A 15410-nucleotide genomic window follows, 5' to 3' on the forward strand; every position below is an offset into this window, starting at 1 on the left:
GGGTCTCGGTCCCGGTTTTTTCATATGTAACGGCATTTACGGGAGGCTGAGCATGGATAATCCGAATCAACCGACGGAGAAAAAGAAGCTGTCGCTTAACGTTGTAAGCAACAAGCCGCACAGAGGCTTCGGCGCGGGCTCGATCGACTTGAGCCAGGTGGCGTGCGTCATTATCGACGAGGGAGTCGCGTATATCGACGTGGGCGCAATGCATGCCAAGAGCAAGATCGAGAAGGGGATCCGCTTCTCCCCCGACAAGGCCAACGTGCCGAACGGACGCCCGGCATGGATCGTATGGGTGGCCGTCGACCGCAACGAGAGCGGCTCGTACTATGCGGGGGCCGCGTCCTGCGAGATGCTGATCGACACGGAGGCGAGGAGGGGCTGGAAGGTGCTGCCCGAACACGTCAACCGGCTCGACGCCTCGATCAAGCGCAAGTACATGCTGGACAACATCGGTCCGGCGGAGAAGGAAGCGCTCCGCAAGCTGCTCGTCGAGCACAACGAGGAATGGTGGAACAACTCTCCCGAGACGCTGAAGGATCTGCTGGCATAACTCCCGACAGAAGCAAGGGGCTGTCCCCATAAGCAGAGTTGCTTGAAATAATCGATAAAACAAAGAAGGCGTATGTATCTCCCCCGGAGACTGCCTCATACGCTTCTGAAATCACCTTGCAACGGGTTTACCCATTCGGATTTCAGGAGCGTATAGCAGCGGAGGGAGGTACATACGCCTTGTACCTTGTTCATCGATGATCTTTCAAAGCAACTGGGGTCGCTTACGGAGACAGCCCCTTTGTCTTAAAAAATTAAGGAGTCATCGGCGATCCGTCCGGCAATCGCGCGTTCGTCCAAGTCGGCAGAACGTTCTCGCACGGATATTTCGCGGCGAGCTTCTCGTCGATGTCGATGCCCAGTCCCGGCTTGTCGTTCGGATACACGTACCCGTTGCGGACTTCCGGGCAGCCGGGGAACACTTCCCGGATCGCGTCGTTAAAGCCGTTCCACTCCTGAATGCCGAAGTTGATCGTGCTCACGTCGAGATGGACGTGGGCGGCGTGTCCGACCGGCGAAGTGTCGCCGGGGCCGTGCCAGGCCGTTCTGACGCCGAACGAGTCGCAGAGCGCCGCCAGCTTCCGGGCCGGCGTAATGCCGCCGATCTGGCTGATGTGGACGCGAATATAGTCGATGAGCCGATTTGTGATCAGCGGCATCCATTCGTTCGGGTTATTGAACAGCTCGCCCATGGCCAGAGGGATGGAGGAATGCTGGCGGATCAGGCGGAACCATTCCACTTGCTCCGGAGGCAGCGCGTCCTCCAGGAAGAATAGCTGGAACGGCTCCAGCTTCTTGGCGAAGTTGACGGCGTCGATCGGCGTCAGCCGCTCGTGGATATCGTGCAGCAGCTCGATGTCCCAGCCGACCTGCGCGCGCAGATGCTCGAACAGGCCGACGATGCTCTTCATATAAGCTTTAGGATCGTAATAAGCGCCTGCGGGAGCGCCTTCCGGCGAGACGATCGACTGGCCTACGCCGCCGTAAGTGCCCATCTGGCAGCGAATGTACCGATAGCCTTGCTCCATATAGGCGCGCACGTTCTCTTCGACTTGGCCGACGCTGCCGCCGTCCGCATGACGGTATACCGCCGCGCCTTCCCGAACTTTGCCCCCGAACAGCTCGTACAAGGGCATGCCGGCCATTTTCCCCTTGATATCCCACAAAGCCATATCGACGCCCGACAGCGCGTTGTTCAGCACGGGGCCGTTGCGCCAGTAGCCGCTGACGATCGAGGAGTGCCAAATATCGTTGATGCTGTTCACGTCTTTGCCGACGAGCAGCGGCTTCATATATTGTTCGATCGCATTCTGCACCGTCAGGTAACGCTGGGTGAACGTGGCGCAGCCTACGCCGTAAATTTCGGGATCGGTGGTTTCGACTTTTACGACGACCAGATTGATGCCTTCGGGTGCCGTTAGAATGGTCTTGATGTTGCGAATCTTCAGGTTCTCCATATCCAACTTCCTATCTGTGTATTTTTACTGTTTGACGGCGCCTGCGGTCAGGCTGCTGATGAAGTATTTCTGCATAAAGAGGAACAGCACGATAAGCGGCAAGCTGGAAATGATGGAAGCGGCCATCATATCGTTCCATACGACCTTGTAGAAGCCGTTTAACTGGCCGATCCCGACGGGCAGCGTCTTCATCGTCTCCGTCGTGACGAGAATAAAGGCGAACATGTACTCGTTCCAGCCCATCAGGAACGAATAGATCGCCGTTGCCGCGATGCCGGGCAGGGACAGCGGCAGAATAATTTGCACGAACGTGCGGACTTGGCTGCAGCCGTCGATCATGGCCGCCTCGTCGAGCTCCTTCGGAATGCCCTGGAAGAAGCCGAGCATCATCCAGGTGCACATCGGAAGCGCAAACGCGATGTAGACGACGATCAAGCCCCAGTGCGAATCGATCAGCCCGAATGTCTTCAATACTTTGTAGAACGGAATGAGCAGCATGATCGAAGGGAACATCTGCGTCACCAGCAGGAAGGAAAGGAACGTGCCCTTGCCGCGGAACTTGAACCGGGACGCGCCGTATCCGGCGAGCGCGGCGAACGCGATCGTAATGAAGGTGGACACGACTACGATAAACACGCTGTTCAGGAAGTAATCCAGGAAAGGATAGTCCTTCCAGATGCGCGTGAAGCTCTCGAACGTAGGGTTCTCGGGAATCCATTTCGGAGGCGAGATCATGACCTCTTCGTTCGATTTCAGGGCCGTCGAGACCATCCACAACGTAGGAATCAGCACCAGGCAAGAAACTGCGGTCAGGATGGCGTACATCCCCACGTTGAACAGGGAAAACCTGCGTTTACTCGTCTCCATTGCCGAACAACCTCCTATACCCGTATCCCATCAGCCAGCAGACGAAGAAGACCAGAATCGCCATCGCGGAAGCTTTGCCGAAGTTGAAAAACTCGAACGCTTGCTTAAAGATGTCGATGCTGACGACGTTGGTCGCATTGCCGGGCCCGCCTTGGGTCAGAATCCAGATCATCGTAAAATGCTTAAACCACCATACCGTATCCAAAATGAGCGTGACGACCATGACCGGCATCAGCGCGGGCAGAGTGACGTAGCGGAAGGAGGACGAACGCGTGCAGCCGTCGATTTTGGCGGCCTCGTAGATGTCTTCCGGAATGCTCTGCAGGCCGGCGAGCAACAGCATCATGACCATCGGGAAGCCTTTCCAGATGGAGACGACGATGACGGCTCCGAATGCGGTCTTCTCGTCGCCGAGCCACGATACCGGATCGTCGATGAGGCCCAAATTCAGCAATACGGCGTTAAACAAACCGTATAAGGGGTTAAAGAGCCATTTCCACAGCAAGCCGACTACGACTTCGGGGAAAAGCCACGGAAGGATCAGAATGACGCGAAATATCGTAATGCCTCTCAGCTTCATGTTCAGAATCAAGGCCAGGCCCGTACCGATAATGAAGTGGCCTACGACGACCCAGAACGTATAGTGCAGCGTAAGCAGAATTCGGCTCGTGAATTCGAAGTTCGAGAAAATATTGGCGTAATATTTGAAGCCGACGAAATCCCATTTCGTGATCAGGTTCGTGTCGAAGAAACTGATGTACGCCCCGTAGATCAGGGGATAAGTAATGAGGACCAGCAAAGTGACAACGGCGGGCAGGATAAACCAGATCCCCTTGAATCCGCTCTTCGAAGATAGCATAATTTCTCCCCCATCGTGATGAAGGCCCAAAGGGAGCACGAAGCTCCCTTCAGCGACCGACTATTGAACCGTTACTTGTTGGATTGAATGACTTCGTTGGCGCGGTCCGCGGCGCGCTTGGTCGCGGCGTCGGCGCTCTGGTTGGCGGCGATCATCGATTGATAAGCCTCGGCCACGATGTCCTGGAATTGCGAGTACTGATCGAACGCGGGAATCGTGAAGGCGTATTGCAGCGCGTCCACGAAGCCGGCATATTCCGGAGTCGCCAGCTCTTGGCGGTTGCCCACTTCGACTTTCGTCGGCAGTCTTCCGCTCAGCTCGTTCCAGGCGAGCGCATTTTCGTCCTCGACCATGAATTTCAAATAATCGGCGACGATGTCCTTGTGCTTGCTGGATTCGGCGATCGAATAGCCGAGCAGTCCGAACGTTGCCGTATGCTTCACCTTCGACGGTACCGGCACGCTGTACAGCTTGCCTTTCAGATCGGGGTTCTGGCTGACGATGTTGCCGAGGGCGTTCGGTCCGGTCAACATCATCGCCACTTTATTGGTGGCCATCAAGCTGGCCGCTTCCGGGAATCCGGTCTCCGTCACTCCCGGAGGAACGACGCCGTATTTATTGTTCAGATCGACGAAAAACTGGAACGCTTCCTTCGCTTCCGGAGTATCCAGATCGGTAACCCAGTTGCCGCTCTCGTCTTTTCTCAATTCCTCGACGCCGTACGAACGGAGGATGACGATGAAGCGGTCGGCGCCGGAGCCGTTGCGAGTGCCGACCATTCCGAAGCCCCATTGGTCCGTTTTGCCGTCTCCGTCCGTATCCTTCGTCAGCTTCTGGGCGGCTTCCAGGAAGTCGTCCCAGTTTTCGGGCGCCTTCAAGCCTTCCTGCTCGAACCAGTCTCCGCGGTAGACGAGAGCCATCGGAGCCGCGTTCCATGGCAGAAATTGCAGTTTGCCGTCCACGCTCGACTCTTCGATAATGTTAGGATAGAACTCTTTCAGGTACTCTTCGCCCAGCAGCGCGTTCAGGTCGGCCGTAATGCCCATTCCGTACGCGGTGCGCGCGAATTGCGGCGTCATGGTGAAGGCGTCCGGAAGATCGCCGGAGGTGGCCATTGCGGTAATCTTCTTATACAGATCGTTCATCGGAACGCCGATGAACTCGATGTTGACCTCCGGGTGGAGCTTCATGTAGCGCTCGGCCATTTCTTTCTCGGCGGGGCCGTCCGGATTTTCCGTCTGCGATACCGACATGATGCGGATCGTCGTTTGCTTGGCGCTTCCTTTGTCGTTGCCGGCCGCTTCCTTGCCGCCTTCGTTTTTGCCGCAGGCGGCAAGAACGAGAGACAATGCCAGAAGCAGGGAAATCCATTTGCTGACTTTGTTGGCTTTCATACTGCTGATGACCTCCTGAGTGGTATGCTTGTATATTGTTTGCTCCGCCAGGTCCGGGGACGGCGGGAACAAGAACAATCAAAGAGATAACATGATATATCAGATGTCCTACAAGTTGAAGCAAAAAAAAGAAAAGCTTTATTTTTTCTCTTTTTGATCGTTAAGCTTCTGTATCGTAACGGTGGTGACATTGCTGTTGCCTTCATGAACGAGACGTCTGACGGCTTCCATATCCCTCGATTTGATCGCTTCCAGCTGTTTGGAATGTCCGGACAGACTGTCTTCCATGTCCGCGATAACCCGGTTTAATTCCTTCAAATGATAGTAATAGACGTTTTTAATACGGTTCATGATGTGCACGAACAGCTCGTTTTTCGAAGCTTTAACAATCGCCAAGTGAAATTGATAGTCGGCGAGCGAATATTTGGAATAATCGTTCTGATACGCTTTCATATCGTTGAAAGCTTGTTCGATGGCGGCAATGTCGTTGTCGTCCGCGCGCAGCACGGCCAGCTCGATGCACTTGGTCTCCAGCAGCTCGCGGAATTCCATAATGTCCAAGAACTCCTTCTCGCTTAAGTTCATGATCGGAGCCGTCATATGGATGTCGAAGCTGGAGGCGCGATCGGAGACGAAGGAGCCCTTGCCGTGCCGGGTCGTGATGAGGCCGAGATCCCTGAGCTTCTGAACGGCGCTGCGGATGCTGACTCTGCTGATGTTGAACATGCTGCACAGTTCGTTCTCGGAAGGGATTTTCTGACCGGCCTTCCACGTCTCGCTGACGATCTTGTCTTTGATCTGCTCGAACACGTCGTCCACGATGTTTTTCTTCTCAATGGCCTGGAAGTCGGTTTGGATGTCCGTCACCCCTATCTCGTTAGATGTCATACAAGTGACGTCCCTAATGTTAGCACTTTCATTTTCGCGCGTCAATGCCGAATTCCGAAATAGGTGTATAGAAAAAACATGCTCTTTGCGGCTTCCATACAATTCCAGATCATTCCTGCCGATAAAAATAAAAAAACCGGAATGAGGGAAAGTCAATGCGTATCGAAACGAATTCATCCAGTTTCCAAATATCGCCGCGAGACGATGCGGCTAGAGGGCAAGAGACGCAAGCGGTCTCCGGGATCGGCGAAGGTCTTCGACGTTACGAGCTTCTGCAGCGGAACCTGGAAGTCTTCTCCAGCCTGCTGATCTCTTGAAAATAGGCCAAGCCAGGCCGCTTCGCGCGGTTTAGCTTGGCCGAATTTTTTGCTTGTGCCCCTCTACCCTTTGACGGCGCCTGCGGTCAGGCCGGACACCATATATTTCTGGAAAAAGAGGAACAGCAGCGAGATCGGCACAATCGACGTGACGCACACGGTCATGATGCTGGCCCAGTCGTACGACAGCTCTCCGATATAGCGGATGGAGATGCCGGCGTTCAGCGTGCGCAGCTCGTCCTTGTTGATCAGCGTGAGCGAGTACAGGAAGTCGTCCCACGAGAGAATGAACGAATAGATGCCAATGGAGAAAATGCCCGGCTTGGTCAGCGGCATGACGATCCGGAACAGGATGCCGAAGCGGCTGGCTCCGTCGATCTTCGCGGATTCTTCAAGCGCGACCGGAATGTTGTCGAAGAACACCTTGATCATCCAGATCGAGAACGGCAGGCTGGCCGTTGTCAAGGCGATGACGAGTCCCGATCTCGTATTCAGCAGGCCGTAGCCGTTATAGATCGTATAGAGCGCGATCAGCAGTGACACGACGGGCAGCATCTGGGTCGAGAGAATCGAGAACATGGCCAGCGATTTGAAACGGAATTCGAAGCGGGAGAAGCCATAGCCAGCGAACATCGCGGCGATCAGCGTAATGGCCGTCGAGCCGAAGCCGACGAGAAGGCTGTTGCGGTAGTAGGTTGTAAACACGTTATCCGCGAACAGCTTCTTATAGTGCGAGAGCACCGGCTGGGCCGGAATCCACTCCGGCGGGATGCGGAACAGCGCCGAGTTGTCCTTGAACGAAGTGAGCAGCATCCAGTAGAGCGGGAATACGAGAAACAGCAGGAACGCGGCGGCGCCCAGCAAGGGCAGCGCGGCTCCGAAAATTCGTCGTTGTCTCAATGTGCCGAGCCTCCTTTGCCTTCCCCGATGGCGAACAGTCTGTTATATCCCCAGGAGAACAGCAGCATGATGATCAGCCACAGCGCGCCGATCGCCGCTCCCTTGCCCAAATCCAGATCGATAAAGGCCGTCTTGTAGCTGAAAATGGCGAGCGTCGTCGTCGCGTCGACCGGTCCGCCGCTCGTCATGATCCAAAACAGCGGGAACATCTTAAAGTTCTCGATGCAGGCGATCAGCGTGACCGTCTTGATCGTGTTCTTCAGCATCGGCAGCGTAACATAGAGAAACTGCTGGCGCTTGGAGGCGCCGTCTATCGTCGCGGCTTCGTACATGTCGCCGGGAATGCCCTGCATGCCGGCCAATAGCATCGTTACCATGAACGGAAGCTGCTTCCACAGCGCGGCGAGCAGGACTGCCCACAGCGCGAGCTGCATGTCGGACAGCCATTGGAGCGGACGGTCGATCAAATGCAGCGTCTGCAAGATGTAGTTCAGAATGCCGTACTGCGGCTGTAACAGCCACATCCACAGCAGCGCCCCGATGATGGTCGGGACGACCCAAGGAATCAGAATAACGGTCCGGAGCGCTCTCCGGAACGGAATTTTCCCATTCAGAATAAGCGCCAAAGCCATGCCCAGAACAAACTGGATGGCGACGACAGAGAACACGTAGCGGAACGTCACTCCGACGGAATGGACGAAGTCGCCGTCGGCGAACAGCTGCCGGTAGTTGTCGAACGAATTCCAAACCTGATTTTTCATGCTCAGCAGCGATACCTGGAAGAAGCTCATATAGAGCGACTTGACGATCGGAATGCCGATTGTGGACAGCAGCAGAATGAAGGCGGGACAGATGATGACGGCCAGGAAGATCGCGTCTTTGGCCTTCTCGCTCGGACGGATGCCTCTTCGTTCCAATTGAACGGGTTTATGCACGGAATTCACTTCCTTGTAGCGGTTTGATTGCCGGACGCGGGCATGACGAAACAAGCATGGGGCTGCATCGCAAGCGAAGCGGATCCGCGGAAGGCGGGCTTCGGGTTGCTTATCGAGCAGCCCCATACGGGTGCGGGAGATTGTCCGTCGCAGGCCGGATTATTTTATGATTTGCTTCAGCTTCGCATCAAGCTCGGCCGCGACCTTCTCCGGGCTTTCGTTGGCGACGGCCACCTTCTGCACGGCCTCCGCGATTTCCAGATAAGCCTGTTCGAGTCCCGGATTGTTGGCCGGAAGCGGCTTGATCCTCGTCATCTGGTCGACGAGCGTCTTATCGAAGTCGGTGGAGTTGAACTCCGGCAGTACGCTGATCGACTTGCGCGCGCTCATGACGTCGCTATTCTGGTGATAGAGCGAAATCATTTCTTCGTCGGTCAGGAACTTGATGAACTCTGCCGCCATCTCCGGATGCTTCGAATCCTTGCTGACGACCAGGCCGTGCGCTTCGCCGATGGAGACGTTGTCGCCCGTTTTGTTAACCGGGATCATGGCCGCGCCCCATTTCTCGTCGAACGCTTCCCCCTGTCCGCTCAAGTTCTGGAACACCTTCCGTCCGTAATAGCCGTCCGAATACATGCCGAGCCGTCCGATGCTGAACAGGTTCCGTAAATCCTTCAGCTTGGCTCCTTGCGGAGACAGATTGTTTTTCACCAGAGTCTGATAATACGTCAGCGTCTCGATCACTTCCGGCGTGTTGACGTTGACTTGGCCGTCTTCCCCGAAGAGGGAGCCGTTAAAGCTGTAGATGTTGCGAAGGGCGATCATGCCGTTGATCGGCAGCTTCTCCGTCGCTTCTCCCAGCCCGTAGATTTGTTCGCCGCTGTCCGACTTGAGCTTGGAGATCTCCGCCGCGAATTGCAGCATTTCATCGTACGTCTCCGGAGCGCGATCGGGCAGTCCCGCCTTTTGGAACAACTCTTTGTTCCAATAAAGAATGTAAGGGGACGGCGCCCACGGAACGCCCATCAGCTTGCCGTTATAGCTGTAATCTTCCTTGTAGCTTGGAAATAGATCTTCGATGAATTCTTTGCCGAGCAGATCGTCCAGCGGGACGATGATGTCCGAAGCCGCGTAGGTCGGGAACGTAGCGGTAAAAGTCTGCATGATGTCCGGCGTGTTGCCGGAGGAAGCCATGACGAACGTCTGCTGCTTGATGTCCCCGAACGGAATGCCGATGTATTCGATCTTGACGTTCGGATGCAGCTCCGTGAATTTCTGCGCCATTTGCTCCAAGGCGTCCTTGGTCGCTTCTTCGCTGATGCTCCAGGATGCGAATTGAAGCGTAATCGGTTCGTTGCTGTCCGACGCGCTCGATGCGCTCGATGATGCGGCGGGAGACGAGGCGGCAGGAGCGTTGTCTTTGTCCGAACTGCACGCTGCGAGCGTTCCGAATGCCAGGGCCGCGGCCAGGGCCAGCGTTGTTTTTCTAACCATTTCTGAGTGACCTCCAGTTCAATATCGGAATAGGTTGGGCTTGCTGGATTTATCATAGAACGGCCGCTTGCGAAGGTAAATCGCGCATTCCTGACGTTCGTCGTCCGAACCGGCACAATCGGCTGTATCGACTTTATGACATCGATGTTCAATTCCTGATATCGGGCCCGAAATGAAGGCGGTTCGCAGTTCCCAAGCCGGCTGCGGCTGTGCCATAATCGAAGATGCGCCTTGGGCGAGATAACGAGACTGCCGGGAAAAGAGGGAATCAAGATGACCGCCAAGCGCTGGATACCGCGCAAACCGAACAAGCAATTCGTTCTCTATTTTCTTTCCTTTTTTCTGGTCATATTGCTGCCGGTCATTCTGCTCAGCCTGTCTTCTTATAAACTGATGTATTCTACCATTCTGAACGAAATTCGCCAAGGCACGTCCAATGCGATGAAGCAGACGGGCTTGTCGACGGACCGGCTGCTGCTGGACGTGACGACGCTGTCGGTGCAGCTCGGTCTGGACGGTAAAATTTATACGTCCTCCACGAATGTGGACGACCCTTATTTGATCAACGAAATTCGGGACCGGATCTCCACGCTTGCCGCCGAGAACGGATACGTGCAGGCGGTGCAAATTTATTTTCGCAAAAACAATCTCATTCTGTCCTCGAACGCCCCGAATCGGCATTACGAGAACCGGGAGAACGACGGTTGGGTTCGCGATTTCTCCGCCAGCGGCAAGGAGCAGTTATGGCTGCCGACCCGTTCGTTCGTCGATCAGGACGGCAACACGCAGCGTATTATGACGCTAGTCCGCAAAATTCCGGTTGCCTTTCCGAGCAATACGGGATATGTGGCGATTCATATTTTCGAGGATCGATTTTACGAGCTGTTGAAAATGGCGGGAGCCGATCGCGACAACCGCCTCTACCTGGCCGATTCGTCGGGAGACATTCTGTCGGCGTATCCCCGGCTTGCCGGGGAGGAGGACGAGAGAATGGCGGAGCAGGCGGCGGACTTGATCGCGGGCGAAGAAAGAGGGTCATGGGTCGGCAAATTCGGAGGGCGGGACGCGCTGATCTCCATCGGAGAGCCGCTAAGAAGCGGATGGACGATCGCCTCCGTCGATTCGCTCGACTATTTGGAGAAGAGGCTGGGGTATATCCGCAGAGTCATTATACTGACCGGCTTCGTGCTTGTGGCGCTCGGCTCGGTGATCTCCTTCTTCCTGTCGCGGACGATGTACAATCCGATCAAACGGCTGTTCGAGAAAGCCGAACGCGCGCAGAAAGAATTCGCTCTTCCCGTCTTGTCGGACAAGCCGGGCTCTCTAGTCGATGTCTCCGGCATGGTGGATCTGCTTATCCATCGGCACAAGGAGCTGGAAGCGGCTTACGAGATCGGCCATTCGGCGATGGTCGATCGTTTCCTCTATCAGCTGTTCTACAACCGGGCGAGCGGGGATATCGAACAGCGCGTGGACGACATGAGGCTGCCGATCACGCCGCAAGGCTTTATCGTCATGGTCGTCGAGCTTGACGGATATGCGACGCTCAGAGAGCGCTACAGCGCGCACGATCTGAACCTGCTTCGTTATGCGACGCATAACATTGTGCAGGAAATCGTAGCTTCCCGCTACGTGTGTCTGGGTACGGAAATCGCGGATAATCAGATCGCGGTATTGGCCAACATCGAGTCGGCGGCGGAATTCGATCGCGTCCGCTTGGCGGAGATGGCGGGAGAGATCATCCACGCCGTTCGCTCGTATTTGAATTTGTCGGCGACGATCGGGTTCGGACAGCCTGTCGACGGATTGGCGGAAGCGCATTTGTCGTTCCAACAGGCGTCCGGCGTCATTCGCAGGAAGCTGCTGACCGACGACCGCAAGGTGTTGTTCCATGAGAACGAAGAGCATGCCCAATCCTTTCAGTATTTTTATCCCGTCCAGTTGGAGAAGGCGCTTGTAAACAACATCAGAGCCGGAAACGAGGAGCAGACGAAGGTTTGTCTGGAACAGCTGAAGGCGGAGCTCAAAAGCAAGCCGGGTCTGTCTCACGAGAACGTCTATCGAGTTTACCATCGTCTGATCGACGAGGCGATTGATCTGGCCGTGGACGCGGGCCTGCCTTGGGAAAATGTTTTCGGAGAAGGCAACGTCTACCGGGAGCTGGCCAAGCGCGAGACGCTCGAAAGCATCCATCTCTGGCTGGAGAAGGTATTCCTGAATATGATCGTCCAGCTCGGAAATCATCTGCGCAGCCCGTCTAAGGTAGACGCTGCAGTGGCCCATATCGCGGAGCATTACCGGGAGGACATCTCCGTAGAACAGATCGCCGACGCCGTTCAGCTGAATCCGGCCTATCTCAGCCGTCTTTTCAAGCAGTCCACGGGCAAGACGGTGCTCGAGCATCTCACGCTCGTCCGTCTCGCCCGCAGCAAGTCGCTGCTGCGCGAGACGACGCTGAACCTGAGCGAGATTGCGCAGCGGATCGGATATAACAACGCGAATAGCTTTATCCGCTTTTTCCGCAAATACGAGGGCGTGACGCCGGGCGAATTCCGGAAGCTGGAAGGCCGGATCTCGAAGAGCGCAGAAGCTTGAAGCGGAGGCGGCGCTCAGGAGCGCCACCATTTGCGAAGCTTCTTCCACCAGTGGCGGTTCGGCTGTTCGGACCGGCGAGTCTCCGGTTCGACGACGGGCCCCAACGGGCCGCAGGCACGCGCGGGTTCGGTTCCTTGAAGGAACACTTCCACCGTGCCTTCACCGGGACAGGCGGGGGAAGCGAGCAGCCCGCTCGACGGATCGATGTAGGCATGAACGACGCCCTCCGGCATCGGGAAGCCTTTGGGCGGAGTGTCCGTCAGCGCTTCTTCCGTAAACTGGGCGAAGATCGGGGCGGCGCGATGGGCTTCGCCCGACGTAATCGAACGTCCGCGGTCGTAACCGACCCATACGGCGGTCGTCAGCTCCGGCGTATAGCCGACGAACCAGGCGTCCGAATCGGTTGTGCCCGACTTGCCGGCGACGGGGCGGTTCAGCATCTTCGACACGCGCCTTGCGGTGCCGCCCCGCTCGAACACGCTTTTCAGCAAATGCGTCGTCACGTACGCCAGCGCGGGTTCGAGGACCTGCTCCCGTCTCGGATGGCTCTCGTAGAGGATTTTGCCCCGGCGGTCCTGGACGAGCGTAATCGCGATCGGCTCGGCGCGAATGCCTCCGCCGGCGAACACCGAGAAAGCGTACGCCATCTCGAACGGGCTTACCGGGAACGTGCCGAGAGCGAGCGAAGGCACGGCCTTGAGCGGGGAGGCGATTCCCAGCTTGCGCGCCATCGCGATGACGTTCTCCGGGCCGGCCTGCATGATCGTGTGGACGGCATAGATGTTGTCGGAAGCCGCGATGGCCTGGCGCAGTCCGATCTCTTCGTGGAAATAACGGCCGTTGTAGTTGCTCGGCCGGTAAATCTGGCGGGCGCCGTCGAAGTAGAACAGCGTCGGCTCGCTGCGGAAGCGGGTAGCCGCCGTAATCGTCCGGTTCTCCAAGGCGGCCGCGTATACGATCGGCTTGAACGAGGACCCCGGCTGCCTTGAACTTGCGAACACCCGGTTGTATTGGTTGACGCGGAAATTGCGTCCGCCGACCATCGCTTTAATGTAGCCGTTGCGGGGGTCGACGGCGATCAGCGCCGTCTGCAGCTCTTCGGCTGCCCCCTTCAGCCCCTTTTTGACGGCGGCCTCGGCCGCCCGCTGCACGCGCAGATCCAGCGTCGTGCGGATCGTCAATCCTCCTTCGTTCATCAGCCTCTCGTCGATTCCGAGCCGTTCGACGGCGATCTTCTTGACGTATTCCGCGAAATAAGGCGCGGCGCGTTCCTCCTCCTCGGGAAGGGCTCTGACCTTGACGTTCTCCCGCGCGGCGCGTTCGGCCTGCAGCTTCGTAATCTGGCCGGTTTCGCGCATCGCCTGCAGCACCTTGCGCTGGCGGGCCCGGGAGCTCTTCGGATTCAGATGCGGAGAGTAGTAGCGGGGCCCCTTGGGAATGCCGGCGAGCAGAGCGCTCTCGGCAATGGTCAGCTCTTTGGCGGGTTTGTTGAAATAAAGCCGCGAGGCCGCCTCGGCTCCGTAAGCCCCGTGTCCGTAATAGATTTGGTTCAGGTACAGCTCCAAAATCTCGTCTTTGGAGAAGCTCTGCTCCAGCCGGCCGGCATACCAGGCTTCCTTAAGCTTGCGCGTCCACGTCCGTTCGTGCGACAAATACAGGTTGCGGGCCAGCTGCTGGGTCAGCGTGCTCGCCCCTTGCTCCTTGGCCATATGGCGCAAGTCGACCCAGGCCGCACGGGCGAGACCGCGCCAATCGACGCCCGCATGCTCGTAGAAGCGGCGATCCTCGACGGCCAGCGTAGCTTTGATCAGCCAGGGCGAGATGTCCGCCAGCTTCGCGGTCGGCCGGTTGACGCCGCCCTTAAGGCTGGCGATCGTCTGCCCGTTCGCGTCCAGAATGCGGGTGGACTGCATTGTGGCGCCTGCCGGAAGCGGAGCGTATTTGAGCAGCAGATAACCCGCGCAGGCCAGGGAGATAAGCGCGAGCAGCGTCATCCAGCCGATTCGGCGGCGCAGCTTGCTCCATTTGGCGGAGGCGCGTTCGGATTTGGCGTTCTTGTCGGTTCGACGATCCATCATGAGGCCTCCTTCGTACATTAGAGGAAATCGTTTCCTAGGTTAGTATGAGGAAGGAACGGGGAGGCTATTCCGCGGTTCGGCGCGGCGTCCGGAAATCCGATCGTTAAGGCAATATTAATTTCGCGCGGGTCTTATTGCTTTTTGGCGTCGATTTTATATAAAATACATCTAGTTTGATACAATAAGCGGGCAGCATTCCGCTCATAGAAAGTAGGGATGGCGCATGTCCTCCATGGAACTGTGGTACACGGAGAAGCAGACCGATAACTTCGGAATCACGATGAAAATCAAACGAACGATGGTCCACGAACGGACGGACTTCCAGGAACTCGCCATGATCGAGACGGAGGAATACGGCAGCATGCTTGTGCTCGACGGCATGGTCATGACGACGGAGAGGGACGAGTTCGTCTACCATGAGATGGTGGCGCACCCGGCGCTGTTCACGCATCCGAACCCGGAGAACGTGCTCGTGGTCGGGGGCGGCGACGGCGGCGTGATCCGCGAAGTGCTGAAGCATCCCGAAGTGAAAAAAGCGGTGCTCGTCGACATCGACGGCAAAGTCATCGAATATTCGAAGCAGTACTTGCCCTCCATCGCGGGCAAGCTGGACGACCCCCGCGTCGAAGTGATCGTTAACGACGGCTACATGCATATCCACGATCATAAGAATACGTACGACGTCATCATGGTCGATTCCACCGAGCCGGTAGGTCCGGCCGTCAACCTGTTTACGAAAGGCTTCTATCAGGGCATCCACGACGCGCTGAAGGAGGACGGCATCTTCGTGGCGCAGACGGACAACCCGTGGTTCAAGGCCGATCTGATCCGCAGCGTCAACCGCGACGTCAAGGAAGTGTTCGACATCGTGCGCGTATACACGGCGAACATTCCAACCTATCCGAGCGGGCTGTGGACGTTCACGATGGGCAGCAAGAAATACGATCCGCTGGCCGTCGACGAGAGCAAGCTGCCCGAGCTCGACACCAAATATTATTCGCCTCGGCTGCACAAGGCGGCGTTCGCGCTTCCGAAGTTTGTCGAGGATCTGACGAGATAAAAGGAGACCCG

General features: G+C 56.7%; 12 protein-coding genes. 3 read left to right on the forward strand and 9 right to left on the reverse strand.

Features of this window, described 5'->3' with window-relative positions; all coding sequences use genetic code 11:
* Nucleotides 1-52: 52 nt before the first annotated feature.
* Entirely contained in the window at nucleotides 53-556 is a 504-nt protein-coding gene (locus ACFFT4_RS32045; protein ID WP_378053365.1) for a YwhD family protein, read from the forward strand.
* A gap of 253 nt (nucleotides 557-809) precedes the next feature.
* Here the strand turns inward: ACFFT4_RS32045 and ACFFT4_RS32050 are convergent, their stop codons facing one another.
* The 8 genes from ACFFT4_RS32050 to ACFFT4_RS32085 form a co-directional block, all read right to left on the reverse strand.
* Entirely contained in the window at nucleotides 810-2012 is a 1203-nt protein-coding gene (locus ACFFT4_RS32050) for an enolase C-terminal domain-like protein (protein WP_378053367.1), read from the reverse strand.
* Between the two features lie 24 nt (nucleotides 2013-2036).
* The gene (locus ACFFT4_RS32055) at nucleotides 2037-2879 is read right to left on the reverse strand and encodes a carbohydrate ABC transporter permease (RefSeq protein ID WP_378053369.1); all 843 of its coding nucleotides are present in this window, start codon (nucleotides 2877-2879) and stop codon (nucleotides 2037-2039) included.
* Complete coding sequence (locus ACFFT4_RS32060; RefSeq protein WP_378053371.1) at nucleotides 2866-3738, reverse strand: carbohydrate ABC transporter permease; 873 nt, start codon at nucleotides 3736-3738, stop codon at nucleotides 2866-2868. Before ACFFT4_RS32060 ends, ACFFT4_RS32055 begins: the two co-directional genes overlap by 14 nt.
* A 71-nt stretch (nucleotides 3739-3809) precedes the next feature.
* Entirely contained in the window at nucleotides 3810-5132 is a 1323-nt protein-coding gene (locus ACFFT4_RS32065) for an ABC transporter substrate-binding protein (protein WP_378053373.1), read from the reverse strand.
* A 138-nt stretch (nucleotides 5133-5270) separates the two neighbouring features.
* A complete protein-coding gene (locus tag ACFFT4_RS32070) occupies nucleotides 5271-6020 on the reverse strand; it encodes a FadR/GntR family transcriptional regulator (protein ID WP_378053375.1) in 750 nt (249 codons plus the stop codon).
* Between the two features lie 380 nt (nucleotides 6021-6400).
* Nucleotides 6401-7237, reverse strand: coding sequence for a carbohydrate ABC transporter permease (locus ACFFT4_RS32075; protein WP_378053377.1), 837 nt, complete (start codon nucleotides 7235-7237; stop codon nucleotides 6401-6403).
* Nucleotides 7234-8172, reverse strand: coding sequence for a carbohydrate ABC transporter permease (locus ACFFT4_RS32080; protein ID WP_378053379.1), 939 nt, complete (start codon nucleotides 8170-8172; stop codon nucleotides 7234-7236). Before ACFFT4_RS32080 ends, ACFFT4_RS32075 begins: the two co-directional genes overlap by 4 nt.
* 159 nt (nucleotides 8173-8331) lie before the next feature.
* Nucleotides 8332-9666: an ABC transporter substrate-binding protein gene (locus ACFFT4_RS32085; protein ID WP_378053381.1), complete on the reverse strand. Its 1335-nt coding sequence runs from the start codon at nucleotides 9664-9666 to the stop codon at nucleotides 8332-8334.
* A 273-nt stretch (nucleotides 9667-9939) separates the two neighbouring features.
* Here ACFFT4_RS32085 and ACFFT4_RS32090 point away from each other — a divergent pair, with 273 nt between their 5' ends.
* Nucleotides 9940-12261, forward strand: coding sequence for a helix-turn-helix domain-containing protein (locus ACFFT4_RS32090; RefSeq protein WP_378053383.1), 2322 nt, complete (start codon nucleotides 9940-9942; stop codon nucleotides 12259-12261).
* 14 nt (nucleotides 12262-12275) lie between these two features.
* Here the strand turns inward: ACFFT4_RS32090 and ACFFT4_RS32095 are convergent, their stop codons facing one another.
* Nucleotides 12276-14336: a transglycosylase domain-containing protein gene (locus ACFFT4_RS32095; protein ID WP_378053385.1), complete on the reverse strand. Its 2061-nt coding sequence runs from the start codon at nucleotides 14334-14336 to the stop codon at nucleotides 12276-12278.
* 235 nt (nucleotides 14337-14571) lie between these two features.
* Here ACFFT4_RS32095 and speE point away from each other — a divergent pair, with 235 nt between their 5' ends.
* On the forward strand, nucleotides 14572-15399 hold the full coding sequence (gene speE, locus ACFFT4_RS32100) for a polyamine aminopropyltransferase (protein WP_378053466.1): 828 nt from the start codon (nucleotides 14572-14574) through the stop codon (nucleotides 15397-15399).
* Nucleotides 15400-15410: the final 11 nt, after the last annotated feature.

This window comes from Cohnella cellulosilytica (assembly GCF_042431195.1).
GTDB lineage: Bacteria > Bacillota > Bacilli > Paenibacillales > Paenibacillaceae > Cohnella > Cohnella cellulosilytica.